26 protein-coding genes are annotated in these 25,885 nt (G+C 45.2%); 11 read left to right on the forward strand and 15 right to left on the reverse strand.

All coding sequences use genetic code 11. The features are described from left to right. Nucleotides 1-161: 161 nt before the first annotated feature. The 3 genes from F9L33_RS05735 to F9L33_RS05745 form a co-directional block, all read right to left on the reverse strand. Complete coding sequence (locus tag F9L33_RS05735; RefSeq protein WP_152141752.1) at nt 162-1,052, reverse strand: metallophosphoesterase; 891 nt, start codon at nt 1,050-1,052, stop codon at nt 162-164. Next, on the reverse strand, nt 1,052-1,660 hold the full coding sequence (locus F9L33_RS05740; protein ID WP_152141753.1) for a superoxide dismutase: 609 nt from the start codon (nt 1,658-1,660) through the stop codon (nt 1,052-1,054). The genes F9L33_RS05735 and F9L33_RS05740 overlap by 1 nt, the downstream gene beginning before the upstream one ends. A gap of 69 nt (nt 1,661-1,729) precedes the next feature. Then, nucleotides 1,730-2,089, reverse strand: coding sequence for an Mth938-like domain-containing protein (locus tag F9L33_RS05745; protein WP_152141754.1), 360 nt, complete (start codon nt 2,087-2,089; stop codon nt 1,730-1,732). Between the two features lie 255 nt (nt 2,090-2,344). On the opposite strand from F9L33_RS05745, the gene F9L33_RS05750 reads away from it, so the two are divergent. Next, a complete protein-coding gene (locus tag F9L33_RS05750) occupies nt 2,345-2,731 on the forward strand; it encodes a hypothetical protein (RefSeq protein ID WP_152141755.1) in 387 nt (128 codons plus the stop codon). 24 nt (nt 2,732-2,755) lie between these two features. Here F9L33_RS05750 and F9L33_RS05755 read toward each other — a convergent pair whose 3' ends face one another. The 4 genes from F9L33_RS05755 to yajC all read right to left on the reverse strand — a co-directional run bounded on the left by F9L33_RS05755 (nt 2,756) and on the right by yajC (nt 6,616). Then, a complete protein-coding gene (locus F9L33_RS05755) occupies nt 2,756-3,508 on the reverse strand; it encodes a sulfite exporter TauE/SafE family protein (protein WP_152141756.1) in 753 nt (250 codons plus the stop codon). Between the two features lie 103 nt (nt 3,509-3,611). Next, on the reverse strand, nt 3,612-4,592 hold the full coding sequence (gene secF, locus F9L33_RS05760; RefSeq protein ID WP_152141757.1) for a protein translocase subunit SecF: 981 nt from the start codon (nt 4,590-4,592) through the stop codon (nt 3,612-3,614). A gap of 9 nt (nt 4,593-4,601) precedes the next feature. Further along, nucleotides 4,602-6,278 carry a protein translocase subunit SecD gene (secD, locus tag F9L33_RS05765; RefSeq protein ID WP_152141758.1) on the reverse strand — a complete coding sequence of 559 codons (1,677 nt, stop codon included), beginning with the start codon at nt 6,276-6,278 and terminating at the stop codon, nt 4,602-4,604. A 20-nt stretch (nt 6,279-6,298) separates the two neighbouring features. Further along, nucleotides 6,299-6,616 carry a preprotein translocase subunit YajC gene (yajC, locus tag F9L33_RS05770; RefSeq protein ID WP_152141759.1) on the reverse strand — a complete coding sequence of 106 codons (318 nt, stop codon included), beginning with the start codon at nt 6,614-6,616 and terminating at the stop codon, nt 6,299-6,301. 495 nt (nt 6,617-7,111) lie between these two features. Between yajC and F9L33_RS05775 the strand changes: the two genes are divergently transcribed. The 6 genes from F9L33_RS05775 (at nt 7,112) to F9L33_RS05800 (ending at nt 13,643) form a co-directional block, all read left to right on the forward strand. Next, nucleotides 7,112-8,443, forward strand: coding sequence for a pentapeptide repeat-containing protein (locus F9L33_RS05775; protein WP_152141760.1), 1,332 nt, complete (start codon nt 7,112-7,114; stop codon nt 8,441-8,443). 72 nt (nt 8,444-8,515) lie between these two features. After that, nucleotides 8,516-9,808 carry a serine--tRNA ligase gene (gene serS / locus F9L33_RS05780; protein WP_152141761.1) on the forward strand — a complete coding sequence of 431 codons (1,293 nt, stop codon included), beginning with the start codon at nt 8,516-8,518 and terminating at the stop codon, nt 9,806-9,808. Between the two features lie 16 nt (nt 9,809-9,824). Then, complete coding sequence (locus F9L33_RS05785) at nt 9,825-10,967, forward strand: porin (RefSeq protein WP_152141762.1); 1,143 nt, start codon at nt 9,825-9,827, stop codon at nt 10,965-10,967. A gap of 90 nt (nt 10,968-11,057) precedes the next feature. Next, on the forward strand, nt 11,058-11,840 hold the full coding sequence (gene surE, locus F9L33_RS05790) for a 5'/3'-nucleotidase SurE (RefSeq protein WP_152141763.1): 783 nt from the start codon (nt 11,058-11,060) through the stop codon (nt 11,838-11,840). Further along, nucleotides 11,837-12,484: a protein-L-isoaspartate(D-aspartate) O-methyltransferase gene (locus F9L33_RS05795; protein WP_152141764.1), complete on the forward strand. Its 648-nt coding sequence runs from the start codon at nt 11,837-11,839 to the stop codon at nt 12,482-12,484. The genes surE and F9L33_RS05795 overlap by 4 nt, the downstream gene beginning before the upstream one ends. A gap of 25 nt (nt 12,485-12,509) precedes the next feature. After that, nucleotides 12,510-13,643, forward strand: a complete 1,134-nt coding sequence (locus tag F9L33_RS05800) for a peptidoglycan DD-metalloendopeptidase family protein (RefSeq protein WP_152141765.1) — start codon at nt 12,510-12,512, stop codon at nt 13,641-13,643. Between the two features lie 468 nt (nt 13,644-14,111). Here the strand turns inward: F9L33_RS05800 and F9L33_RS05805 are convergent, their stop codons facing one another. The 7 genes from F9L33_RS05805 to F9L33_RS05835 all read right to left on the reverse strand — a co-directional run bounded on the left by F9L33_RS05805 (nt 14,112) and on the right by F9L33_RS05835 (nt 20,101). Beyond that, entirely contained in the window at nt 14,112-14,939 is an 828-nt protein-coding gene (locus tag F9L33_RS05805) for an ATP-binding protein (protein WP_152141766.1), read from the reverse strand. Next, the gene (gene tatC, locus F9L33_RS05810) at nt 14,936-15,817 is read right to left on the reverse strand and encodes a twin-arginine translocase subunit TatC (protein WP_152141767.1); all 882 of its coding nucleotides are present in this window, start codon (nt 15,815-15,817) and stop codon (nt 14,936-14,938) included. The genes F9L33_RS05805 and tatC overlap by 4 nt, the downstream gene beginning before the upstream one ends. Then, a complete protein-coding gene (tatB, locus tag F9L33_RS05815; protein ID WP_152141768.1) occupies nt 15,814-16,254 on the reverse strand; it encodes a Sec-independent protein translocase protein TatB in 441 nt (146 codons plus the stop codon). The genes tatC and tatB overlap by 4 nt, the downstream gene beginning before the upstream one ends. Nucleotides 16,255-16,283: 29 nt before the next feature. Beyond that, entirely contained in the window at nt 16,284-16,532 is a 249-nt protein-coding gene (locus F9L33_RS05820; protein WP_152141769.1) for a twin-arginine translocase TatA/TatE family subunit, read from the reverse strand. Between the two features lie 127 nt (nt 16,533-16,659). Next, entirely contained in the window at nt 16,660-17,745 is a 1,086-nt protein-coding gene (locus F9L33_RS05825) for an ABC transporter ATP-binding protein (RefSeq protein WP_152141770.1), read from the reverse strand. 68 nt (nt 17,746-17,813) lie between these two features. Next, nucleotides 17,814-19,220: a sodium:proline symporter gene (locus tag F9L33_RS05830; protein WP_193221977.1), complete on the reverse strand. Its 1,407-nt coding sequence runs from the start codon at nt 19,218-19,220 to the stop codon at nt 17,814-17,816. A gap of 104 nt (nt 19,221-19,324) precedes the next feature. After that, nucleotides 19,325-20,101, reverse strand: coding sequence for an SDR family oxidoreductase (locus F9L33_RS05835; protein ID WP_152141771.1), 777 nt, complete (start codon nt 20,099-20,101; stop codon nt 19,325-19,327). 169 nt (nt 20,102-20,270) lie between these two features. Here F9L33_RS05835 and F9L33_RS05840 point away from each other — a divergent pair, with 169 nt between their 5' ends. The 3 genes from F9L33_RS05840 to F9L33_RS05850 all read left to right on the forward strand — a co-directional run bounded on the left by F9L33_RS05840 (nt 20,271) and on the right by F9L33_RS05850 (nt 23,790). Beyond that, nucleotides 20,271-21,065: a LytTR family DNA-binding domain-containing protein gene (locus tag F9L33_RS05840; protein WP_193221978.1), complete on the forward strand. Its 795-nt coding sequence runs from the start codon at nt 20,271-20,273 to the stop codon at nt 21,063-21,065. A gap of 228 nt (nt 21,066-21,293) precedes the next feature. Then, nucleotides 21,294-22,127 (forward strand): LytTR family DNA-binding domain-containing protein, encoded by an 834-nt coding sequence (locus F9L33_RS05845; RefSeq protein WP_193221979.1) that lies wholly within the window; start codon nt 21,294-21,296, stop codon nt 22,125-22,127. A gap of 55 nt (nt 22,128-22,182) precedes the next feature. Next, entirely contained in the window at nt 22,183-23,790 is a 1,608-nt protein-coding gene (locus F9L33_RS05850; RefSeq protein WP_152141774.1) for a peptide chain release factor 3, read from the forward strand. Here F9L33_RS05850 and F9L33_RS05855 read toward each other — a convergent pair. Further along, nucleotides 23,787-24,170 carry a hypothetical protein gene (locus F9L33_RS05855; protein ID WP_152141775.1) on the reverse strand — a complete coding sequence of 128 codons (384 nt, stop codon included), beginning with the start codon at nt 24,168-24,170 and terminating at the stop codon, nt 23,787-23,789. The genes F9L33_RS05850 and F9L33_RS05855 overlap by 4 nt on opposite strands. Before the next feature lie 210 nt (nt 24,171-24,380). On the opposite strand from F9L33_RS05855, the gene F9L33_RS05860 reads away from it, so the two are divergent. Beyond that, the gene (locus F9L33_RS05860) at nt 24,381-25,877 is read left to right on the forward strand and encodes a DEAD/DEAH box helicase (protein ID WP_152141776.1); all 1,497 of its coding nucleotides are present in this window, start codon (nt 24,381-24,383) and stop codon (nt 25,875-25,877) included. Nucleotides 25,878-25,885 lie beyond the last annotated feature (8 nt).

A 25,885-nucleotide genomic window follows, 5' to 3' on the forward strand; every position in this document is an offset into this window, starting at 1 on the left:
TAATCGAAATCAAAGTCCTCCCAGTGCAAGCAGCGTAGAAACTGTCCCGCTAGAATGAGCAATTTTTCGCCAAAGTCAACTCACTTATTTTTGTCGCATTGAATTTATGCAAATCACAATTAACTGCCTAAAAAAACACCATGTTTTCAGCGTCATAAGCTTTATGACAATTCTACAACTGTAATCTCTGGAACGGAACCAATACGAATTGGGAGTATCGAACATCCTAAACCACCTGAGACAACCAAATCTCTTCCCTGTTCTTGGATGTGTCCGTACACAAAACGATTCCCAAATCTTGATGGCACAACAGGTGCCCAACCGAATAATCGGATTTGACCGCCATGTGTATGGCCCGAAAGCGTCAGGGCAACACGGTCTGGAACTTCGGGAAAAATATCAGGTTCATGGGCCAATAAAATCGCAGGATCATCATCTGTAATTTGGGCCAATGTCTCAGGTAGGTCATCAACGCCTCTATGTTGCAATGGACGATTTCTTAATGCCATTTGATCCCCTAGGCCGAGCAGCCAAAAAGCGTTTTTCCCGCCGCCCAACTTGATAGCTTTGTTTTGAAGAACTGGGATGCCTTCAGCCTCAAAAACACGTTGTGCTTCGATTGGCCCTTTTCCAGTCCGTTGCGCCTCGGCGTCATCCCACCAATCGTGATTTCCCAAAACAGAATGCACGCCTAATGGAGCATGCAGCTTTGCCAACTCTTTCGCCGTTTCATTAATGGGTACGTGTTTAGATATGAAACGATGACTGGCATTGTGATCCCCAAGCAAGAAAATAACATCCGCCCCCAAAGCATTTGTGCGCTTCACGATACGGCGCAACCGTTTCAAGCCGCTGAAAGGTTCGCCCATGTGGATATCTGTAACAATCGCAATACGCAGTTTCTGCCCTTTGCGCCACGTTTTTGGGGAGAGCTTCCATGTGGTAACATTGAGCCTAATCAAAGGCTCAATAATTGTAGCATATAAAGAAACAAAAAGGCCTGCTAGCACAGTTGCGAACAGGCCTTTTAAAATTTGTCGTCGTGTTGGCATTAAGCGTTAGATAGGCGCTCTGCAACATTTTCCCAGTTCACCAAATTGTCCAAGAAGTTGGTGATATATACTGGGCGCTTGTTGCGGAAATCGATGTAGTATGAGTGCTCCCATACATCACAACCCAACAATGCTGTTTGACCAAAGCACAATGGGTTCACGCCGTTTTCTGTTTTGGTTACTTTCAAACCGCCGTCTGCGTCTTTTACCAACCAGCACCAGCCTGAACCGAATTGACCAGCACCTGCTGCGCCGAATTCTGATTTGAATGTGTCTACTGAACCAAAGCTGTCAACGATTGCTGCTTCTAGCTCTGATGGCATTGCACGACCTGATGGGCCCATCATTTCCCAAAATTGGTTGTGGTTCCAAAGCTGTGAGATGTTGTTGAAGATACCGTTTTGTGCCACTGAAGATGCATCGTATGTGCCAACAATGATTTCTTCCAAAGATTTGTTTTCCCACTCTGTGCCCGCAATCGCTGCGTTGCCGTTTGTGACATAAGCGTTGTGGTGTAGATCGTGGTGGAATTCTAGTGTTTCTTGTGACATGCCGCCTGCTGCAAGTGCATCGTGGGCGTATGGTAGATCAGGAAGTTCAAAAGCCATTGGAGTATCCTTTGGGTGTTATGGGTTTCGTTGGCGTGAATATAGCGTAATGACACGCCAAGGGAAGGCCTATTCCGACACAGGCAGTGCTGCAATCGCCACACGGCGACCTTCGGATAACAGCACATTATAGGTACGACATGCGGCAGGTGTGCCCATAACTTCGAACGGTACGTTGACCGCTTCTAATGCGGTTTTTACTGATGCTGGCAGTGGCGCGATATCTTTGCCTGTGCCAATGAAAATGACATCATATTCTGTAGCCGCTTTGATGAGTTGATCTAAATCGTCAAAACCATTCCATTTAATGACACCTTTGGGCAGTATCGCCAATGGACCTTCTTGAACTTGTTCCATCACACGAAAGAAATTTGGGCCATAAGCATCAATGGGCGGCTGACCCTCGTATGTGATTTCTGTTAATTGCATCCGCTTTATACTCTTTGATCAACGTTATTTCTGTTAGTTGTGTGGTCTGTTGTGATTATCTTGGCAAGTCTTAAATCAGTTGATGCATCAACATGTAAAGTTTCGAACATGTCATTTACAATATCTTTGTTGTGGTTTTCATTGGTAAGATAAGCATGATTTAGCCGAAAAGTGGCTGTTAATATTAAGCCATTGAAACTCATGCGAAAAAGAATAGACAAAATCTTTAAAGCAATCATTTACAGGTCACTATCAATGCCTAAAACTAACTCATTTCTTTTAAAAACTACCACATTCTGCGCAATCGTTATCGGTTCACTTTCATCAGCACATGCTACAGAGTTAGAGGTCACTGACCCCTGTTATCATTGGGTGGCAAAGGCCGCCCCTTTAACCAGTGGTTATATGGCATTTAAAGATAGCGAAGACGATCCAATTGGCTTCATAAAAAACTACATCCAATTTGAGGACTATCCAGATGGCAGTGCAGGTCATCAAATATATTCTGATATGTTAAAAACGATAGAAGAGACAGAATCTGAACAACTGACAGAAGAAGCCACCTTGAAAAGCTGTCAGGCTTTACCTGTAGAAGCTGTTCATTCAACCAATATGAATAGTCCTATATCAGACTTCCAATAGGCTTCTTGGTCGCTGCTCCTGTCATCAATCCCAAATGGGCAGGCCTGCAACAGCACTAAAGAGGATAATCGCATAGGCGACACGGCGGTAAATATGTTCCTTTGCAGGGTCAAATACCCATTGCCCAACAAGACCGCCAATTGTGTAAGGAATACTTAGGATTGCGCCGATGAAAAGCGGAATTAGGACCAGCAAACCTTTGATGCCAAAGACAATAAATGTCAGGATATCAACAAGGAAGAGATACATCATTGTATTGCCGCGAATGACCTCTGGCCGTCTTGGGCTGGACATATAAGACAGGATTACAGGTGGCCCTGGCAGAGCGGCTACACCGCATAAGAAGCCGCTGATAACACCTATGAAACTGGTCATTAGGGCGTTGAGTGGATTGCGGTAACGCCATCCGCTTGCAAGTAAGATCAGGAGTGATATGGCGAGCGCAGATACGATCCATCTGAAAATGACAGGGTCAAGTTGGGTCAGCAAATAGACACCGAATGGTAGACCTATGATCGCACCTATCCCCAACAACCCAACATCACGCGGTTCACCATCCCGCCATGCGCGGGGTAATAGTGCAATGGGGCCTAAGAAATCGAAGGTCATCATCATCAAGATGGCATAGATGGGTTCAGCAACTAATGCAGCCATTGGGATGAATACCATTGCCGTACCAAAGCCCGCAAAGCCTCGGACAACGCCCGCTACAAACGCAGCTGCGAGTAACAGCATAAGCCCGTCATATGCCAGTGCTTGGCTTAATATGCCCATCATATCCCCCAAAACGTTAAAGGGACGATGACAGGGATATATCATCCTGTCATCGTCCCTTTTGTAGTTTTGATGTTTTCCCGAAAGGCTTCAGGAAAACCGAACTTTAGGCGTCGATGTTTGCGAACTGTGTTCCTGCGCGACCATCATCGATTTTATCCCAATCACGCTTCACACCAAGGCGTAGAAGGATAGCAGATGCCACGAAGATTGATGAGTAAGTACCAATGATAACTCCCCAGATCATCGCGAATACAAAACCGTGGATCACATCGCCACCAAGAACGAACAGTGAAATCAGCGCGATCAATGTGGTGACAGATGTCATCACTGTACGTGACAATGTTTCATTGATGGACAGGTTAAGCACTTCGTTCAGCGGTTTCTTTTTATACTTACGCAAATTTTCACGCACGCGGTCAAATACAACTACGGTATCGTTTAGAGAGTAACCAACGATGGTCAACAAGGCTGCAATAATCGCGAGATCGAACTTGATTTGAAGGAGGCTGAAAATACCAATGGTAATGACAATATCATGCACCAAGGCTACAACAGCACCGAATGAGAATTGCCACTCAAAACGTAACCAGATGTAGAACAGCACCGCTGCGATCGCCAAGACCACCGCAATCACGGCTGTTTGAATAAGTTCACCCGATACTTTTGGGCCAACACTGTCGACCTGAGGAAAGCTCATAGTTGGATCGACGGCAATCAATGCATCTTTTACCAAACGGATAGTTTCAATTGTTGCCGCCTCCGCACCTTCTTGGGTTTCGATGCGGATTTGCGATACGCTGGATGCAATACCTTGTAATTGTTCAGCAGGGTCAATCACTTCGGTAATGGAAATGTCCCCCAAACCAAGCGGTTCTAATGCTGCACGATAGGCTGTGATATCCACTGTGCTTTGTGAGTCTGTGCGGATTGTTGTGCCACCACGAAAATCAATACCGTAATTCAAACCAATCATAAAAAACAACACAATGGACACGATCATCGCTAAGATAGATATGCCCAGTGTTCCTTTTGTAAATTTGAAAAAATCCAGTGAAGTTTCGGAAGGTACTAATTTAAGTCTCATATCTATCTCCTAAACTTCGATGGTCTTTGGACGGCGGCGCTGCATGTAGATCGAAATCAACAGGCGCGTTACCCAAATTGCAGTAAATACTGACGTGATAATGCCAAGGCCAAGTGTAATTGCAAAACCACGTACAGGGCCAGATCCCATCACAAACAAGATCACAGCAGCGATTAATGTGGTGATATTGGCGTCAATGATGGCGCTGAAAGCGCGCTCATAGCCCAGTTCAATGGAACGGACTGCCGCTTTCTTGGCCCTAATTTCTTCGCGGATACGTTCAAACACCAAAACATTAGCATCCACAGCCATACCGATTGTTAGAACGATACCAGCGATGCCTGGAAGTGTCAGTGTGGCGCCGATCAAGGACAGAAGCCCAAAGATCATGCCAACGTTTATGATCAACGCAATGTTCGCAAACAGGCCAAATAGGCCGTATGATAAAATCATAAAGACAAGTACCGCAATAAACGCCACGATACAGGCAAGCGTACCTGCATCGATACTATCTTGACCAAGTTCTGGCCCAATCGTGCGCTCCTCAAGGTATGTCACTTTGGCAGGCAGCGCCCCTGCCCGCAATTGAATAGCTAGGCTGGTGGTCTCTTCGATATTAAATTGGCCTGTGATTATACCAGAACCACCTGGAATGTGGCTTTGAATAGTTGGGGCTGAAAGCACTTCATCATCCAATACAATCGCAAATGCGCTGCCGATATTATTGGCAGTATACTCGCCAAAAATACGCCCACCGGTCGGGTTTAGACGGAAGTTAACGGCGGCTTGATTATTCTGATCGAATGCAGCTTGCGCATCCACCAAATGATCACCTGTAATCGTTGGCGTCTTCTCAAGAATGTAGAATAGCCCTTCTTGGTTCACATCAGGCAGTAGGATTTGACGTGGTTGCAGAAGCGCTTGATCATCACCAGTACGACCCAAAACCGGGTGGAATGTCAGTTTAGCAGTTTTACCAATCAACTCTTTCAATTCTTCGGCAGAGCCAATACCAGGAACTTGGATCAAGATACGGCGATCGCCTTGGCGTTGAATTGTAGGTTCGCGTGTCCCTGCTTCATCAACACGGCGGCGAATAATCTCTAGCGATTGATCCATAGTACGCTGATTTGTTGCTATTATTTCAGCTTCTGACAGGCGAACAACGATTACGTCCCCTTCTGAAGAAACGTCAATATCGTTAGAACCAACACCCGTTAAAGAAACAATCGGACTTGCCAATTCTCGGACCATTGCGACAGCGCGTGTAATGGCCTCTGGATCTGATGGGGCTTTCAAGCGAATTCTGAGTTGATCAGATGGAGCGTTCCTATCTGATACAATCCCGCCCGTCATTGCACGCTCGGTTCTCAAACGGTTACGTATTTGAGGCCAGTAACCATCCAGACGCTCGACCAAAACATCTTCAACATGAACTTCAGCTAGCAAATGCGCACCGCCACGTAGATCGAGACCAAGATTTACAAGGGATGACGGTAAGAAGCTTGGCCATTGTTCAGCTTGCGCTGTCAATTCAGGCGTTGCTGGCACGCCTGTTTCCAAAATCGCTTCTGCGTCATTGGACTGTTCCACCTGCGTATAAAACGCGTTTGGCGCAGCCATCATAATCCCGATCGCGCAAACCGCCCAAATCAGGAGTTTCTTAGAGAAAGAAAACTGGAGCATTCGCCCGCCTTTAATTGATTTTATTTTGCTGGTTCTGTTTTATTGATAACAGCTTGGATCGTCGACTGGACAACCTTCACTTTTACGCCAGTTGCGATTTCAACTTCAACTTCGTTGTCTGCACCAACTTTAGTGACTTTGCCTTTCAAGCCGCCTGCGGTGATAACTTGATCGCCCTTACGTAAAGCCTCGACCATAGTGCGGTGTTGTTTTGCCTTCTTTTGTTGAGGGCGGATCATAAGGAAATACATGATCGCAAAAATCAAAATCAGTGGAATAAAGCTTTCGATGCCACCGGCACCCCCTGCGGCTTGGGCATAAGCTGGGCTTGCAAACATGTGTATTTCCTTTTCTTAGTACAGATTATCTCTGCTTGTTTGAATCCAGCAGACAGTATCTTTAACATATAGGGATGACAAGAAGCGTTTAAACCTTGAATAGCCGTATTTTATTCTATCCGCATTGTATTTACACGACCATTCAGAGGGGCACCAAAATTTCACCAATATAAAGGTAACATCTGTGTTTTCCCTCGTTCATTGGTTTTCCAACAGCTAAAACACACAAAATCATTCATTACCAAACAGATACGCGCCATAAGTAATGCAAAAATGCAACGGATACATATGGGTATGCAAGCTTTGGCGATTATAAATAAAACATATTTTTCAAATAGATATGCTAACGAGGGAAAATAAATAGAAATTATACATTAACAAAACACACAATCTAAATGCGATGCTTTGGGAAAATTTCTATTATGGGTAGACGTAAAAAACCGAAAAAGCGTATTCTACACTAAAAGCGATTAAGTTACGCATTAGAGGGTTATTATGTTTAAGGGGTTAGACAATGCCACATGGCTGCCAAGTTGGCTGCCTGCGGATATGGTTCCATGGCTTTTGTTATTGGTTATTTTATTTATTGCCGTTTTCATGCGATTCAAATGGGGTCACCGAATTAAACGCCAACTCGCAATTTTAAACGGCATACAACAACCTGCCTTAAAACTACTTGCGTGGATGTCTTTAGTTTTATCCCCGTTATGGGCTGCAATCCTTATATTAGATATGTATAGTTTATGGCTGCTTACTGGATCACTTTCAGATGCCGCTGCATTGGGCGAAGTCCGTCAACATGTTTTGTCATTACTTGGATTGGTTGTAACATTTGTCGGGTTATTAGCGGCCCCATTCGTTATTTTTATAATATTTATGGCCGAACGACGCACACGCGCGACCGAAGAAAGCTACATCACAGGGCGCATTTCTGATGCAGTCACACAATTGGGCATGGAACGCACAGTTTGGGAAGATGGTTTGCAAAACACTGAGCCTAATTTAGAAGTTCGATTGGGTGCAATTTATACATTGGAACGTGTCGCGATTGAATCGCGCCGTGATCATATATCAGTTATGGAAACCCTTTGTGCATATGTGCGTGAAAACACACGTGCACCTCGCTTTGACGAAGATGCCAGTAAAGAAGAATGGGCCAAATTAGCAAAAAAGAAAAAAAAGCAAGTTTGGGATTTGACACCAAATGAGAAGGCATCTGTTGCAACACTCATGCCACCACGCCCTGATATTCAAGCTGTCCTGACGATCTTTGGTCGTCGCGATGAACGCGCGCTTGGACGTATTGACTATGAAATGTCGCAAAACTTTGTACTGGATTTACGTGGATGTAATATCGCGCTGGCGGACTTGAACAACGCCAATCTTGGGCCTGTATTATTAGATGGCTCAAACTTACAGGGCGCATCCCTATCCGTTGCGAAGTTAAATGGTGCCAGCTTGAATCACGTTAATTTACAAGAGGCTGATCTGTTTAAGGCAAATCTTAGCGATGCATCCTTAAATGGAGCGCAAATGCAACGCAGTTGGTTAGATTGGGCGAATTTTCAGGGTGCACGAATGGTTATGGCGCGCTTTCAAGAAGCAAATTTCTCTGCCGCAGAAATGTTATATGCAGGCGTTAAAGCCGCTGATTTCACAGGTGTTACCCATCTATCTGGAGAGCAATTAAAGGTTATGATCGGTGATGGTTCAACAATTTTACCAAAAGGCATGAAGCAACCCACTGTTGAGAATTGGTCTAATAAAGACATGTCATCCGAAGCTTTTTTAAGCTTTTGGCAATCGACAAAGAACAAACTGGCTTAATCCACGGCTTTCATCCCCGAAAAACTTGGGTATAAACCAGCATAATACGAATCCAATCAATCAGGTGATATTATGCACGACATCCGCGCTATCCGCGAAAATCCCGCAGCTTTTGACGCAGCTCTTGCGAAACGAGGTGCTGCACCGATGTCGTCCGAAATATTGGCGATTGACGAAGCGCGCCGTGCAAAGATCACCAAAGCAGAGCAAGCTTTGGCAGAACGCAATGCTGCATCTAAAAATGTTGGTAAGGCAAAGGCTCAAGGCGATGATGCAGAGTTCGAACGTCTGCGCGCGTTGGTTGCTGACAAAAAAACTGAGATTGCGGCTTTGGAAGACGAAGCCAAAGTTGAAGATGACAAGTTGCAAAACCTGTTAGCAACTTTGCCAAACAGCCCACATGACGATGTGCCTGAAGGTGCTGATGAGAATGACAATATCGAGGTGCACCGTTGGGGTACGCCGCGTACATTAGATTTCGATCCAAAAGAGCATTTCGAATTGGCATCTGTTCAAGGTGGTATGGATTTTGAAACGGCCGCTAAACTTAGCGGTTCTCGTTTTGTAATCATGTCAGGTGCTGTTGCCCGTGTTCACCGTGCTTTGGCGCAGTTTATGTTAGACACGCATACAACGGAAAACGGCCTTACAGAAGTTAACACCCCTGTTTTGGTGCGTGATGATGCGATGCATGGCACAGGCCAACTACCGAAGTTTTCTGAGGATAGTTATCAAACAACAAACGGATGGTGGTTGATCCCGACATCAGAGGTGACGCTGACAAATACAGTTGCAGGGGAAATTCTGGATGAAAGCGCCCTACCGCGCCGTATGACTGCACATTCATTGTGCTTCCGTTCAGAGGCTGGCTCTGCGGGTCGTGATACATCTGGCATGTTGCGTCAGCATCAATTTGAAAAAGTTGAAATGGTGAGTGTTACGAAACCAGAAGACAGCCGCGCGGAATTGGACCGTATGACCGAATGTGCCCAAGGTATTTTGGAAAAACTAGGCTTGCCATACCGTACAGTTGTATTGTGCACAGGCGATATGGGTTTTGGTGCACAGCGCACGCATGACATCGAAGTGTGGTTGCCTGGCCAAGATACGTACCGTGAAATTTCAAGCTGTTCTGTGTGTGGCGATTTCCAAGCGCGCCGTATGAATGCACGTTACCGCCCAGAAGGTGCGAAGAAGCCTGAGTATGTACATACATTGAACGGTTCTGGCTTGGCTGTGGGACGTTGCTTGATTGCTGTTTTAGAAAATGGTCAACAAGCGGATGGGTCGGTTGAGCTACCAGAAGCACTACACAATTACACAGGTGGTAAGACAAAAATCACTGCGGATGGTGTTTTAGTTTAATATTCGGAACAAGCAGATGATATCAAAAGAAATTCTTGTATCATCTGCTCTGACACTTAGCAGCCTATCAACGGCGGCTTGGGCCGAATTGAATGTTAAAGTCAGTGGGTTTTATACATCTACATATGCTTATACACATGTATCGCCACGATCTGGTGTGAATGAGGATTTCAGTGGTTTTGACATTAAGACCAGCGCTGAAATTCATTTCAAGCCGTCATTGGTATTGGATAATGGCGTAAAACTTGGTGCGGAAATTCAATTAGAGGCAGAATCCGAAACATCCTTTGATCAGATAGATGAATCCTTTTTCACCGTCTCTGGAGATTTTGGGCGTTTAATCATCGGATCAGAAAACTCCGCTGGGTATTTACAAACGGTCAGAGCCCCCAATGCAGCGCATATATTCTTTGTTACCTCTGCAATAGATGATTTCGTTCCTTATTTTGGCGTTGATAGCCCCGCGGATTTTTTCCGCACTTCACTAGGAACCACTTTAATTGAAAACAACCGGAACAATGATGCCAACCGCATCACGTATTTTTCACCGCGCATCAAAGGGTTTGAGTTTGGTCTTTCCTATGCTCGTGACGAAGGGCAAGGAAATGGAGTTCAACAAGCGAGTTTTAGGCCTGTTGCCGCTGGTGTGATACGAACAAATGCAACGGATATTGTAGATTTAAGCTTTAATTACAAAGGTGCTATAGGGGCTTTAGATGTTCGATCATCTGCAAGATATGGAACTGCAAATATCACGTCAAACATCCCTGCGGCTGGATTAGATACACCCGAAATATGGGGAATTGGTCTATCGCTGGGATATGCAGGATTTACACTTGGTGGGTCTTTTGTTGAACAGAATGGCACAACGGTTCATGATGGGAACGCCTATGATATTGGCCTAAGTTACCGCCATGGGAAATGGACACATTCCATCAACCATTTTCGGGGCAAAAACAGTGATGAAGATGTTCTTTATACATCGTCAGAACGTATAAACACGACGACACTGGCATCGCGATATAAGTTACATAAAAACTTTTCAGTCAGTGCTTTTATATCCCAAACTGATTTTTCAGAAGAATTTGATCCAGCGGGTATTGGCGCAGAAGATGTTGAAGCCACAGTTATTGGGGTTTCGGCATCGTTACGTTTCTAGCGTTTGGCAGTGATCACAACAGCATTGCCCCTTTTCAGCCGACTCGCGATAGTGTAGCAAATTGCTAACTCACAAATCGGGCAAATCATCGTGCGTATTCTAATCACAAATGACGACGGCATCAGGGCACCAGGCTTGGATGTTATGCTGGAAATTGCACGCGAATTGGCAGGTGTTGACGGGGAAGTTTGGACTGTTGCCCCTGAGATGGAACAATCAGGCGTGGCGCATGCGGTGTCTTATGTGAACCCAATGCGGCTTTTTAAATATAGTGAAGATCGTTTTGCTGTGGATGGCATGCCTGCGGATTGCATTTTGGCAGGTATAAACGAAGTGATGCCCGAAAAACCTGACTTGATCTTGTCTGGTGTGAACAAGGGCAATAATGCTGCACAAAACACGCTTTATTCTGGTACAATTGGTGCAGCTATAGAGGGTGCATTACACGGTATTAAATCCATAGCTCTGTCCCAATTTTATGGCCCTGCAAATAAAGATATGGATGATCCGTTTGAAGTGGCACGTGTGCATGGTGCGAAAGCCGTCAAAGACTTATTGGATGCGGGTATTTGGGGCGAAGCACCTTATGGTGTGTTTTATAACATTAACTTCCCCCCTATTCCCGCAGCTGATTGCAAAGGCGTAAAGGCTGTGGCGCAAGGGTTTCGGGATAATACAGAATTTCACACTGTTGCTGAAACGGGGCCTAATGGGCGGCGTTTCTTGTGGGTCACTATGGGATCGCAGCACGAGGCCACAAAACCAGGAACAGATGTGCATGCGAACTTAGATGGATATATTTCTGTGACACCAATGCAGGCCGATATGACAAGCCACGCACATTTAAGCCATTTGCAAGAGGCACTAAAGTGACTTTAAGCCCCGAAGATACAATGCAATTCTTGTTAATGCTTCGCAACAAAGGCGTTGCGGATCATGTTTTGCAGGCCATGGAAAAAGTGCCCCGCGATATGTTCGTGGAAGGTCATTTCAAAGCTCATGCAATGGATGACATGGCATTGCCAATTGATGCGGGCCAAACAATCAGTCAGCCAAGTATTGTGGCAAAGATGACAGAAGCGTTGGATGTGGGTCCACGTGATAAGGTTTTGGAGATTGGCACAGGTTCTGGATATCAAGCTGCAATCCTATCTCAGTTGGCGCGCCGTGTGTATTCGTTGGAACGTCATCGCCAACTTTCTATAAAGGCACGCAAGCGGATTGAGGCGTTAAAATTACGTAATGTAGTGATCACAACGGCCGATGGCAGCTATGGGATGCCAGACCAAGCCCCCTTTGATCGCATTATTTTGACCGCTGCGGCAGAAGACCCCCCTGCAAATCTCTTGGAACAATTGCGTATGGGCGGTATTATGGTATTACCTGTAGGACAGTCTGATGCGGTGCAAAGCCTTATAAAGGTCGAAAAAACACCCGATGGGCTGAACTATACAGAACTTGCAGAGGTGCGCTTTGTGCCACTTGTTGCTGGGGTTGCAAAAACAGACGGGGTATAACCCTGCAAAGACGGGAATTGGGCAAATGGCAGTAATATCAAAAAGATACGGCTTTAAACCAGTGCTTTTAATGTGCAGTGCGCTTGCATTATCAGCCTGTGATGATTTTTCATTGGGCGATCTGAACTCTAAGATCAATCCAGTACCAACGACGGACGGGGGCCAGCTTGCGCCACGACCGAAACCAGACAGCCGTGGTGTGATTACATACCCAAATTATCAAGTGATCGTCGCCAAACGTAATGACCCGATTGATGCGATTGCTGCGCGTGTTGGCATGACTGGGCAAGATCTTGCTCGTCATAATGGCTTACCTGCGGATTATATCGCCCGCAAAGACGAAGTATTAGCCTTGCCCAAAGGTATCATCATTCCCGAAGCGGCTCCTGATGCTGCGGGTGGCACTTCTATTGAAAGCATTGCAACGGCTGCGATTGATCGCGCTGGTCCTACCCCTGTTCAATCAGGCACATTACAGCAAGGTCCTGAACCGATCCGCCATGTGGTTGAAAATGGCGAAACCGCTTATTCTATTGCCCGCCTTTATAATGTGTCGGTCACAGCACTGGCATCGTGGAACGGCTTAGACCGCAATCTATCAGTACGCCCAGGTCAGCAGTTGCTGATCCCTGTCAGTGCTGATGGAACGGTTGCACAGACCATTCCTGTGGCAGAAACACTGCCAGGTGCTGGAAGTGAAGCGCCTGAACCACCAAGCGCTAAGCTCCCGTTACCTGTAAAGCAACAAGATGCGGCTATTCCAGAAAGCCCAAAGCTTTCTGACGATCGCACACCTGTAGGTGCATCACGCAAATTGCTACGCCCTGTGAACGGTGACGTCATCAGAGGCTACTCCAACAAAAAAGGCGGCAATGAGGGTTTAGACATCGCAGCAGCGGCAGGCACTTCTGTAAAAGCGGCAGAAGGTGGCGAAGTGGCTTTGATTTCTAAATCAGCGGGTCAGAATACAATTATCCTGCTACGCCACCCAGATAACCTCTATACAGTCTATTCGAATGTTGGGGATGTTGCCGTGAAAAAAGGGCAGACAGTAAACCGTGGCCAGACGATTGCTAAAATTTCAGATGGTAAGACACCGTTTTTACACTTTGAAATTCGCCGCGGTACTGAAAGCGTTGATCCAGCGCCTTATCTGTAAAAACACACTTTAAAATAAAACAAGGGCCCACGGCAGCGCGGGCCCTTTACTCGTACTGAATGCAATTTGCATTTTACCCAGTCCTATCAGTTGCCTTGCAGATATAAGGCAAATACGACGCAACATTTTTTACTCTTTAAACACACCCACTCGCGAATTTACAATTTACTCAGGTTACTCATTAATCGCTACTGGTTACCTAGGTACTCGTTACTTGCTTACTCAGCACTACATTTACTGTTTTGTTACGTTGTCATTACTAACAGAACCTATTCATCAATGAATAAAGGCTAAATTGTGTTCTACATAGGCCCGATTTTTGTTCTACTAACCGAAAACTAACTAAACGCTAACCTTAGTATTAGTTGAAAAAAAATAGTTGGATTTATCAGGAATTTTAGACAAATCGATCACAGTAAAAATGCTGTTTTTTGGAGAAATTAGAGAATCAATGCTGCCTGTGATTCTTTATAATGCTACACCTCTACGCCCAGCAAGATCTGTGAAATATTGCCAAGCTACACGACCAGAGCGGTTTCCACGAGTTGCTTGCCACTCAATTGCCTCAGCGCGAATTTCTGCATCGGTGATTTCAACACTATGTGCATCACAATATCCACGTATCATTTGTAGATATTGATCTTGGTCACATGGATGGAAGCCAAGCCACAGGCCAAAGCGGTCTGATAACGATACTTTTTCTTCAACAGCTTCTGCAGGGTTGATACCTGTTTGGCGTTCGTTTTCGATCATATCGCGTGGCATCAAATGACGGCGGTTAGATGTGGCATAAAACACCACATTATCTGGACGTCCTTCAACGCCACCATCCAAGACAGCTTTGAGCGATTTATAATGCGTGTCGTCGTTTGAAAAGCTCAGATCATCGCAGAATAAAATGAACCGTTCCGAGGATGCGCGCAAGATGTTTAACAGACGTCCTAGTGTCGGCAGGTCTTCGCGTTGCACTTCGACCAGTTTTGTGCCCGCTACAGCCGCATGAACGGCTTTAACCAAGGATGATTTACCCATGCCTCGCGCCCCCCACAGAAGCGCGTTATTTGCGGGCATTCCGTTGGCGAATTGTTTGGTGTTCGCAAGCAAAGTATCGCGGGAGCGATCAATACCAACCAACAGGTTAATATCAACGCGGTTCACATTATGGACTGGGTCTAATCGATCAGGGGAAACGTGCCATACATAAGCTTGCGCCCCTGAGAAGTCAGGCGCGTCTAAAGGTTTCGGGCTGATCCGTTCTAAGGCTTCGGCAATGCGGGTTAAGGCATCGTCGTTCATGCATTATCCTCTGGGTGGCCGTCTTCGTCATCATAATAACCGTCTTCGGCCAAACGCTTTTCGCGTTTCTTTTCCACCATTGCGACCAGTTGGATAGATACTTCGTAAAGCATATAGACCACTGTGAAGAGGATAATTTGGGTGATCACATCTGGTGGTGTGATGATCGCAGCCAACGTAAGGATGCCAACAACTGCGTATTTACGCATATCTTTAAGGCCTTGTGAGGATACCAATCCAGCCATACCGAGCAGCGTCATCAACACTGGTAATTGGAAACACAAACCAAAAGCCCAAATGAATTTCATAGTGATATCAAGGCTTTCTTTGACAGACCCCAAGAACACTGTCGTGGTTTCTTTGCCTGCGGCATCTGCCACATCGCCTGTGCCACCTGCAACCAATTCGGTGACGGATGGGATAATATCAGAAAAGCCAATAAAGAAGTTCATAGCCAGTGGTGTGACCACATAATGGGCAAAGCTTGCACCCATTAGAAACAGCACAGGTGATGCAATGATGAATGGTAAAAACGCGCCCTTCTCGTTTTTATAAAGGCCAGGTGCTACAAACCGCCACAACTCATTTGCGATCACTGGGAACGAAAGCATGAGACCAGCAAGAACTGAGATGCGGAACAATACAAAGAATTTTTCTTGTGGTGCCGTAAAAATCAAACGCGGGTCTTGGCCACGAGACCGTAGAATTTCTGCGATTGGTTCAACCAAGAAATCCAAGATGGGTTCTGCAAAGAAGAAACAAAACAGCATAGCGACAATGAAAGCCACGAAAGCGCGGATCAAACGTGTGCGCAGTTCCGCCAAATGTTCGATCAATGGCGCGGAGCTTTCTTCGATATCGTCTTCTACATCGCTCATGATTTGGCCTTGGTCGTAGTTTTCTTGGCAGCAGGCTTCTTAGCAGGTGCTTTTTTTGTAGCCGTTTTCTTAGCTGGCGCCTTTTTGGCCGCAGGCTTTTTCGCAGGTGGCTTTTTAGCTGCTGGCTTTGGTGGCTTTACCGGTGGGACATCCGCCGCAGGTTTCATGTCTGCATTGGCGTCATCAAAATCCATAAGGTTGTTCATGGACATATTATCTTTGATATCAGTAGCTTTTTTCACAGTGTCAGTAATGTCTTTCACACCACTTTGATCTGCGGCATCATCCATGGCACGCTGAAAATCACGCGCCATACCGCGTGCTTTACCAACAAACTGTCCCACTTTGCGGAACATCATAGGTAAATCTTTCGGTCCAACGACGATTAACGCCACCACACCGATGATCATCAACTCTGACCATCCAATATCAAACATGCATTATGCCTTATCAGCGAAGGGGCTGATTAGCCCTTTTTGCTTCCATCTTTTTCAGGTGTGATGTCTTTTGCAGTCTCTGATGCATCATCAATCGCTGCGTCCATCTCTTCTTTGCCTTCACTTACGCCCTTTTTGAACGCTGTGATGCCTTTGCCAACCTCGCCCATAAGGTTTGAAACCTTACCGCGGCCAAACAGTAACAAAACAACAACTGCGATCAGCAAGATGCCTGGTAGGCCAATATTCTGAATGAACAGTGGTGTGTGCAGAAACATTTATATTCTCCCAAAGTGGTGACAAAGCCATTCGTGCCCTGTCTCGTCGCCATACATTTATGTATTTTTGCCGCAGGTTCAAACCCTAACATGCATTTCGGGCTTATAAATTGTCACATCAGCGTATTTATACTGACTTTTTAAACAGAAAACAGCGGTCGCGGCGCATAGACAGCCATAATGGTGTATCTGGTTTTGGCAAAAACACACCAGGCATCAGTACTTTTAGAACGCTTTGATCGTAATCCATCATAAATTCGACCAAGCTTTGATGCCCCAAATAGCGTGCACGTTTCACCATGCCACGTGCAGGAACACCTTCGGCAACCGTAGGATTCGGGCCACGTCCCTTACGGTCAAAGTCTAATTTCAGGTGTTGTGGACGAATGATGATCTCTACTTCGGTTCCATCAACCATACCTGGTGTCAGGAATTGGCCAAATGGTGTCTCTGTCAGGGCATTTTTCACTAATCCTTTGATTACATTCACATCAGAAAAGAATGCAGCCGCAGCTTTATCCACTGGAGCGTTATAGATGTTATAGGGTGCGCCTGCCTGAACAATTTTACCATTGCGCATTAATGCAATCTGGTCTGCCATACGCATGGCCTCTTCTGGCTCGTGTGTGACCATTAATACAGCAGTATTTTCTGCCTTTAGCAATTCAAGCGTTGCATCACGCACATCATCGCGCAAACGATCATCAAGACCAGAGAATGGTTCATCCATCAACATAACTTGCGGTTTTGGTGCCAAAGCACGTGCCAAAGCCACGCGTTGCTGTTCACCGCCTGACAGTTGATGTGGATATTTGGATTGATACCCGTCCAAATCAACCTTTTGCAAAAGCTCTTTAACACGTGCTTTTTTACTGGAACGCGAGCTTTTGATGCCGAAACCAACGTTTCGCTCCACATCTAAATGTGGGAAAAGTGCGAAATCTTGGAACATTAAGCCAATATTGCGCGCCTCTGGTGGCATATGCCCTGCATGACCTGATACAGATTGCCCATCAATTAACACACGACCAGTTGTTTGCTTATCAACACCAGCTGCTATGCGTAAAGTCGTGGATTTACCGCAACCTGATGGCCCCAACAAGCATGTCACCTCACCCGCGTTCAAACGAAGGGACAAGCCATCGACAACAGCTTGCCCATCATAGACGCGGGAAATATCTTGTAATTCCAGTTTATAGGCAGGATCGGACACCTAGGGCCTCATTCAGTGCAGTCTTCAATCTGACCCTTTTTATCGGGTATCGCGATCCCCTACCAGCCTTAGTTGCTTCGAGCAAGCTTTCCTTGGGTTACGATCCCAATTAAACCAGCCGCAAAACCCACGATCAGAACAGCGATACAGATGTATAAAAGCTGTTCATATTTATGTGTGCCAGAGAAAAGTGTCATGACCAGTTCAGTGCTGCGGTACATATAAGCTGCTGCACCCAAAATAGCAGCTGAGTAAGCAACCATGAAAGACCATAACGGGATCACACGGTTGAAGACAAAGGCCAACATCAAAACAGGCGTTAAGAACATCGACGCAGTGCCAGACACAGCCACGGCATCGAACAAGGTCTTGTTACCCCAAAGTGTTAACAATGCACCCGCTGCCATAAAGCCGAACATTGCGATACGACCGTTTGTAACGGTACGCGGTGCAGCTTTGAATTCATCAATCACCAAACGGGCTGCTGACGCCAATGCACTGTCTAATGTGGACATGGCTGAAATCAATAATGACGCGGCAATTAAGAAGTAAACCACTGGACCAAACATGCCCTGCCAAGTGCCAAGCAGTTGATTTTCATAAGATGCGCCAAGGATGCCAGCTTGGATCCCAAACATGCCAAAACCGAATATGCAAATAGCTGAGAGCCAGAAAGCATGGAAGAAGCTTTTCTGTGTTGTTTTCTCATCCGCGATAAAGCCGCGATCCATCATCACTGGATCATGTGCTGGGTACGAGAACACTTGTAGGAAAGCCACTGCAACCAATATCCACCCCGGACGGCTGGCCTGATCATGCACACCTTGTGCAGTGAAAATTGCGCCTAAAGAGAAGTCTGCAGCGGAAACCATCACAATAAATGCTAGAACAAATACGATTAAAAATACGATCATTTGCATAACATCCGTACGTAAACTTGCACGAAGCCCACCTAATGCAGAATATACGAGACCCACGACAGCGAGGATAACAATCGACCCAGTTTTGGCCCATGCCATTTCGGGGAAAGCTGCAGAAAAGATTAAACCTACGACGATAAGGTTGGCGAAAACTTCCGAAAGCAAACGCAGTGCAATCACGATGTTGTAGGCAACGTGGCCAGTACGACCGAAATTATCACCAAGCCAATCTTGAACAGAACGGGCACCGCGAGACCGCATTTGACCCACAATGTACATACCCGTTAGAAAACTGAGATAATAGCATGTATAAGCAAGCGTTCCTGCAAATCCGTAGAAGTAGCCAAGGATTGCTGCGTTCATCAGGGAACGTGCAAATATCCATGTCGTAACTTGGCTTAACACAAGCATCCATAGATTTGGTTGTGCACCGACTTTAGATGCCCCATCAAAGAACCCTTCGATGGAAACTTGTCGTGGTGAAATCACCAAGCTTACAATTGTGATAAGCCCAACGAAATAAACCAACGCCATTGGATCAGCTAAAAAGCCCATGTGTCTTCCTCATATTTTATTATCTACAAGTTCTATATAGAGCTTTGATTAAAACAAAAGGAATAAACCATGGCCTGACGGTTTCGTTATGATGCTTTAAATGTTTACATGGTGCTGTTCATCGCTCCACCATCCAGAAGGATATTTTGACCAATCATGTTACCAGCGTATTGCGAGCACATGAATGCACATGTGTTTCCGAATTCCTCTGATGTACCATAACGCTGTACTGGGATTGTTGCTGCGCGTTGTGCTTTTGCTTCATCCATTGTGATCCCTTGAGCTTGGGAAACGCCTGTATCCAATGAAACTGCGCGATCTGTTGCGTGGATGCCCGGTAAAAGGTTATTAATCACAACGCCATGCTTTGCCACATCACGCGAAGTCCCAGCGACATAACCTGTTAATCCTGCACGCGCCGTGTTTGACAGGCCAAGAACGGCAATCGGGCTTTTAACAGATTGTGAAGTGATATTAACGATGCGACCCCATTTTGCATCAATCATAGCTGGTAAAACAGCTTTGATCATAGAAATTGGTGTCATCATATTGGCATCAACAGCTTTGATGAAATCATCACGATCCCAATCAGACCAATGCCCTGGAGGTGGGCCGCCTGCGTTGTTGACCAGAATATCCACATGACCAGCAGCATCTAGAACAGCTTTTTGCCCCGCTTCGGTGGTGATATCACAGGCAACAGCTTTTACATCTGTCCCAAATGCACGCAGTTTTTCCGCCGCATCATCCAAAGTCTCTTGTGTACGGGCACAAATGACCAAGTTTACGCCCGCTTGTGCCAATGCTTCCGCACAACCATATCCCAGACCTTTACTGGCGGCACAAACAACGGCGGTTTTACCCTTGATACCTAAATCCATAATCACGATTCCTTATTTTCCATTCACCATACGCATAATGTTGCTTGGATAAAGATGTGATCGCACAAAAGAGTTCGTTCGATGCTTAAGAAGACATAAGCTTAACAACAAAGTTATTCACGGCGCGATGTTATTGGCATATATTCCTTGCAAACTGGCACCATATATTATGATGATTATCTTTAAAGAAGTCGTTCACAAACTTACTTCACGCATTACGCTAACAGCTTGGGGAGCTGCATCTGTAATTTGCACGCTTACTGGCCCCTTTGGAACGTATAACCTTGATGCGTTCAGCCATCGTTTGTTTTTTTGGGGCTGTCTCTTATTCGCAGGCATCGCATTTTGTCTGTTGTGTCTACACACAATGTTTAATGTGTTTCCTAACCTGCGTCCCATATATTCAAAACTAATCGCAATTTCATTTTTTACAGTGACTTATACCAATGCGATTTATTTCGTGGTCGACATGATATACTTATCCTACACCACCCCATCGATCCTATTGGTCTATGCAGTTGTAGGTTCAATCGCGTTTTCCATATCAGCCGCTATATATTGGTTGCATATAAGGCCGAATGAACTTCGTAAAAAGGCGCAAGAAACCTATAGAAATCCACCAATAGCAAAATCAAAACCAAAAGTTTCTCCTAAGCTTTCAAATGCTGTACTGTCTAAATTTGAGACTGATACACATATTATCAGACTAAACATGCGTGACCATTATGTTGAAGTGTTCAGCGATAAAGGTGCGAAATATATCCACATGCGTTTTGCTGACGCCGTGGGTGCATTGTCCAGTTTGAATGGCATGCAAGTTCACCGATCACATTGGGTTAACCTGGATAACGTTCAGGATGTCATTAAATCTAAAGGGAAAATCTCGTTTAAGATGTCCGATGGAGCAGAAGTTCCGATATCCCGCACAAAGCAAAAAGAACTCAAAGAAATGGGACTATTATAGCGAATTTCTTAAGGTTAAGTAAAACCCTAGGAACTTTATTATCAATACCTATATCATATTACAATCGGCGCAGGACTACTCACTACGCCAAACTAATTACTACTGTTACAGACCTGCGCCTTAACCTTCAGCAAGGAGAAGGTACTAGTCAGAAACGATTGATAGGGGGTGTCATCAACGTCTTTTTCGTGAAATAACGCTTTTGTTTCGTGAATGACATCAATAGTTATGAAAAATATTTTCCTAGATATACGCCAAATATTAAGATCCCCAGTCCCGTTAACAAGTTGGGTTGTGGCCTCTTTAATCTGCACCTTAACTGGACCACTGGGCACTTACGCAGCCGACCCATACAGCTTTCGTCTTATTTTTTGGACAAGCGTTTTATTCATTGCAACCATGTATGCGCTATTTTGTTTTTACACTGCCTTTAACATTTGGCCCAAATGGTCATTTTTAAAAGCAGGTTTCTTTGGCGGGGTATTCTTTGCCATCACATACTCTTGTTTTGGGATTTTTATTGTCGATCAAGTCTACGGTAATTTACAACAACCATCCAATGCACTGATTTTTGCAATTGTATCAAGCTCTACTGCTGCAATCGTAATATTAATCCATTGGGTCGATGTACGACCACGCCTCATTGCAGAAGCAGCATTAGAGGCGCAAAGATTAGAATATGAAGCCGCAATCATTGAAGCTGCAATGGAACCTGTGAACGCTTCTAACCCGCTTTTAGACAGCCGAAGTGATAACCCTTTTCTTTCGCGTTTGAATACAGATATCGGCACATCATTGATCCGCTTACATATGCGCGATCATTATGTCGAAACCTATACAGGCGAGGGCATGCAATTGATCCACATGCGATTTGCGGATGCGGTTGACGCATTGTCCAGCTTTAATGGGTATCAAACGCATCGATCCCATTGGGTTAATTTGGATGAAGTTAAAGGCGTTAAAAAAGTTGATGGAAAAACGTTCTTTGTCATGGCTGATGAAGCAAAGGTACCTATCACACGCAAAAGGCATAAAGAGTTAAAAGAATTAGGAGCCATATAGATCATGGCTAAGGTCTTTCTTGCCCTTAGTGCATTCCTTACATATAGGAATTATCATGTTAGATATCACGTCAAATCAACCCGTATTGCCCCCTGAAATCGATCGTCGCCGTACGTTCGCCATCATCAGTCACCCTGATGCTGGTAAAACCACGTTGACCGAGAAATTTTTACTATATGGTGGTGCGATCCAAATGGCGGGCCAAGTCCGTGCCAAAGGTGAAGCGCGTCGTACACGGTCTGACTTTATGCAGATGGAAAAAGACCGTGGTATTTCGGTTTCAGCATCAGCGATGTCATTTGAATTCAAAGATTATTGGTTCAATCTGGTAGACACACCAGGACACTCTGACTTTTCAGAAGATACTTACCGTACACTGACAGCAGTGGATGCCGCTGTAATGGTTATCGACGGTGCCAAAGGTGTGGAAAGCCAAACACGCAAATTGTTTGAGGTTTGTCGTTTGCGCGACATGCCAATTCTGACATTCTGTAATAAAATGGACCGCGAAAGCCGCGATACATTTGATATTATTGATGAAATCCAAGAAAATCTTGCAATTGATGTAACCCCAGCCAGTTGGCCTATTGGTGTTGGTAAAGAATTTATGGGGTGTTACGATATTCTGAATGATCGTTTGGAATTGATGGATCGTGCGGATCGTAATGTGATCGCAGAATCTGTACAAATCAACGGTTTGGATGATCCTAAATTAGCAGAACATGTACCTGCTGACCTCTTGGAGAAGTTTCTAGAAGAGATCGAAATGGCAAAAGAGCTACTACCGTCTCTTGATCAACAAGCTTTATTAGACGGCACGATGACCCCTATCTGGTTTGGTTCGGCTATTAACAGCTTTGGCGTCCAAGAATTAATGGATGGCATCGGTGATTTTGGCCCAAAACCGCAGATACGCCCTGCGAATGAACGTCAAATCTCACCAGATGAAAAGAAGGTTTCTGGATTTGTGTTCAAAGTACAAGCCAATATGGATCCGAAACACCGTGACCGCATTGCATTTGTACGCTTGTGTTCAGGTCACTTTAAACGTGGCATGAAGCTGACGCATGTACGTACAAAGAAGCCAATGGCGATTGCATCGCCTATGCTATTCTTGGCATCTGACCGTGAATTGGCCGAAGAAGCATGGGCAGGTGACATCATTGGCATTCCAAACCATGGGCAATTGCGTATCGGTGATGCATTGACCGAAGGCGAATTGCTGCGGTTTGCAGGTATCCCATCTTTTGCTCCTGAATTGTTGCAATCCGTGCGTTCAACTGATCCGATGAAATCAAAGCACTTGGATAAAGCACTCACTCAATTTGCCGAAGAAGGTGCGGCAAAACTCTTTAAGCCTATGATTGGTGCGGGTTGGATTGTGGGTGTTGTTGGTGCGTTGCAATTCGAAGTACTTGCCTCACGTATTGAACTTGAATACGGCATCCCTGTTCGTTTTGAACCAACACAGTTCACATCTGCACGCTGGTTATCTGGACCTGATAAAGCCGTAGATAGTTTCATAGATACGAATAAGGGCCACATGGCAAATGACCATGATGGCGACCCTGTTTATATGACGAGACTACAATGGGATATTGACCGTGTAGAGCGTGATTTTCCTGATTTGAAGTTGACGGCAACTAAGGAAATTATGGCTTAGCGGCGGCTTTTAAACCATTCACGCGTGTCATTGATGTCAAAAACAATGGAAATGGCATCAATGACAAACAATATAATCAGGTAAACACCAAAGACACTGTGCGTTCCCATTTTAGGGGCAATAATAAACAACAGTGGGAGCCAGAAAAACAGATGTGGGATTGCCATAGATTTAGCGAACCCACGTTCCGCAATCATAATACCAATATTTGGAAGCATACCGCCAACAGCAAGAGCCGCGATCAATAAGCCGCTGTCAGGATGCTGCCAAAAGATAATTGCAAATAAGTTGGCAGGCACCAGAATACATCCGACCCAGAATTGCACCCAATTTGGTAGGGATCGAAAGCTGTGCCAAATATCTGTTATCAATGACTTCATATTCCACTCCGTATCTCAACTTATCGCGGTCAGCGTTAAAATTACCCCCGTTTACTGGCGTAAATACACCACTTATGACGCAAAAAACACAGTTAGATTGACTTATTCATAGAATCCGCTAGATCAAACATCACATGAACGACAGCACTTCGGCTGTCAGGCCGCGCTGACATTTGCGGCACTCTTGAAGCCGCTAACACCGCGAGTTATATGATAAAATTTACCGATCTGGGGTTAAACCCCAAAGTTCTTAAAGCCGTTAATGAAGTCGGCTATGAAACCCCTACCCCCATCCAAGCCGCAGCTATTCCACACGCAATGAATGGCCGTGATGTATTGGGAATTGCCCAAACTGGCACCGGGAAAACTGCAAGTTTTACATTACCAATGATCAGCAAACTGGCCCGCGGTCGCGCACGCGCACGTATGCCACGTTCATTGGTTTTGGCCCCGACACGCGAGTTGGCTGCACAGGTTGCAGAAAACTTTGAGCTTTATGCAAAGCATTGCAAGCTGGATATGGCTCTGTTGATCGGCGGCGTATCCTTTAAAGATCAAGATCGTTTGATTGACCGTGGTGTAGATGTTTTGATTGCCACACCTGGTCGTTTGTTGGATCATTTCGAACGCGGAAAACTACTGCTGACTGGCATCGAGATCATGGTGGTTGATGAAGCTGACCGTATGTTGGATATGGGTTTCATCCCAGATATCGAACGTATCTTTAAGCTGACACCATTTACACGCCAAACATTGTTTTTCTCAGCAACTATGGCACCAGAGATCACACGGATTACGCAAGAATTCTTACAAAATCCAGAGCGTGTTGAAGTGGCCCGTCAGGCGACAACTTCTGAAAACATTGAACAAAAACTTTGCGCATTCAAAGCCCCTAATCGATCAATGGAAGCAAAGATGAAGCGCACAGTTTTACGCAAAATCATCGATGATGAAGGCGAAAAACTGACAAATGGTATCATCTTCTGTAACCGTAAGGTTGATGTTGATATCGTAATGAAATCATTAAAAAAACATGGGCACTCTGTGGGTGCCATTCATGGTGATTTAGATCAGCGCTACCGTATGGAAGTATTGAGTGGATTTAAAAATAACGACATCAAGTTGCTTGTCGCATCTGATGTTGCGGCACGTGGTTTGGACATTCCGAACGTAAGCCATGTTTTCAACTATGATGTTCCGATCCATTCCGAAGATTATGTTCACCGTATTGGCCGTACAGGCCGTGCAGGACGTAATGGTTGGGCGTTTATGTTGTGTATGCCACATGAAGAAAAGCATATCGATAAAATCGAAGATTTGGTGAAACACCCGATCCCACGTATGGATGCACCAGAAGTAGAATTGAAAGATCGTCGTCGTAAACCAAAAAAAGACGATCATGCAAAAAGTGAAGAGACAAAATCAAAGAAGTCACACTCAAAGAAGCCAAAAAAAGAAGCCAAAGCAGTGGAGCAAGAAGTAGCACCACAAGCTGAGGAAAAACCAAAACAGCAGAAGTCAGCGAAAAAGCCGCGTCAACCACGTGGCAATAAAGGTGGCGGCAACCGTGTTGTGGGTATGGGCGATCACGTGCCAGCATTTATAATGCGCAATATTCGCACTGGTGAAATGCAATCAGATGATGCTGTGGAAATTACTGATGCAGAACCTAATTCTGAAAATAACGACAATGAAACAGCAGCTTAAAGCACAGC

It is taken from the genome of Amylibacter sp. SFDW26 (genome assembly GCF_009184395.1).
Classification (GTDB): Bacteria; Pseudomonadota; Alphaproteobacteria; order Rhodobacterales; family Rhodobacteraceae; genus Amylibacter.

Excerpts from the sequence above, each read along its gene's own strand:
- F9L33_RS05735 (WP_152141752.1), bottom strand. The coding sequence starts at position 1,052 with ATGCCAACACGACGACAAATTTTAAAAGGCCTGTTCGCAACTGTGCTA.
- F9L33_RS05740 (WP_152141753.1), bottom strand. The coding sequence starts at position 1,660 with ATGGCTTTTGAACTTCCTGATCTACCATACGCCCACGATGCACTTGCA.
- F9L33_RS05745 (WP_152141754.1), bottom strand. The coding sequence starts at position 2,089 with ATGCAATTAACAGAAATCACATACGAGGGTCAGCCGCCCATTGATGCT.
- F9L33_RS05750 (WP_152141755.1), top strand. The coding sequence starts at position 2,345 with ATGCCTAAAACTAACTCATTTCTTTTAAAAACTACCACATTCTGCGCA.
- F9L33_RS05755 (WP_152141756.1), bottom strand. The coding sequence starts at position 3,508 with ATGATGGGCATATTAAGCCAAGCACTGGCATATGACGGGCTTATGCTG.
- secF (WP_152141757.1), bottom strand. The coding sequence starts at position 4,592 with ATGAGACTTAAATTAGTACCTTCCGAAACTTCACTGGATTTTTTCAAA.
- secD (WP_152141758.1), bottom strand. The coding sequence starts at position 6,278 with ATGCTCCAGTTTTCTTTCTCTAAGAAACTCCTGATTTGGGCGGTTTGC.
- yajC (WP_152141759.1), bottom strand. The coding sequence starts at position 6,616 with ATGTTTGCAAGCCCAGCTTATGCCCAAGCCGCAGGGGGTGCCGGTGGC.
- F9L33_RS05775 (WP_152141760.1), top strand. The coding sequence starts at position 7,112 with ATGTTTAAGGGGTTAGACAATGCCACATGGCTGCCAAGTTGGCTGCCT.
- serS (WP_152141761.1), top strand. The coding sequence starts at position 8,516 with ATGCACGACATCCGCGCTATCCGCGAAAATCCCGCAGCTTTTGACGCA.
- F9L33_RS05785 (WP_152141762.1), top strand. The coding sequence starts at position 9,825 with ATGATATCAAAAGAAATTCTTGTATCATCTGCTCTGACACTTAGCAGC.
- F9L33_RS05800 (WP_152141765.1), top strand. The coding sequence starts at position 12,510 with ATGGCAGTAATATCAAAAAGATACGGCTTTAAACCAGTGCTTTTAATG.
- F9L33_RS05805 (WP_152141766.1), bottom strand. The coding sequence starts at position 14,939 with ATGAACGACGATGCCTTAACCCGCATTGCCGAAGCCTTAGAACGGATC.
- tatC (WP_152141767.1), bottom strand. The coding sequence starts at position 15,817 with ATGAGCGATGTAGAAGACGATATCGAAGAAAGCTCCGCGCCATTGATC.
- tatB (WP_152141768.1), bottom strand. The coding sequence starts at position 16,254 with ATGTTTGATATTGGATGGTCAGAGTTGATGATCATCGGTGTGGTGGCG.
- F9L33_RS05820 (WP_152141769.1), bottom strand. The coding sequence starts at position 16,532 with ATGTTTCTGCACACACCACTGTTCATTCAGAATATTGGCCTACCAGGC.
- F9L33_RS05830 (WP_193221977.1), bottom strand. The coding sequence starts at position 19,220 with ATGGGCTTTTTAGCTGATCCAATGGCGTTGGTTTATTTCGTTGGGCTT.
- F9L33_RS05835 (WP_152141771.1), bottom strand. The coding sequence starts at position 20,101 with ATGGATTTAGGTATCAAGGGTAAAACCGCCGTTGTTTGTGCCGCCAGT.
- F9L33_RS05840 (WP_193221978.1), top strand. The coding sequence starts at position 20,271 with ATGATGATTATCTTTAAAGAAGTCGTTCACAAACTTACTTCACGCATT.
- F9L33_RS05845 (WP_193221979.1), top strand. The coding sequence starts at position 21,294 with ATGAAAAATATTTTCCTAGATATACGCCAAATATTAAGATCCCCAGTC.
- F9L33_RS05850 (WP_152141774.1), top strand. The coding sequence starts at position 22,183 with ATGTTAGATATCACGTCAAATCAACCCGTATTGCCCCCTGAAATCGAT.
- F9L33_RS05855 (WP_152141775.1), bottom strand. The coding sequence starts at position 24,170 with ATGAAGTCATTGATAACAGATATTTGGCACAGCTTTCGATCCCTACCA.
- F9L33_RS05860 (WP_152141776.1), top strand. The coding sequence starts at position 24,381 with ATGATAAAATTTACCGATCTGGGGTTAAACCCCAAAGTTCTTAAAGCC.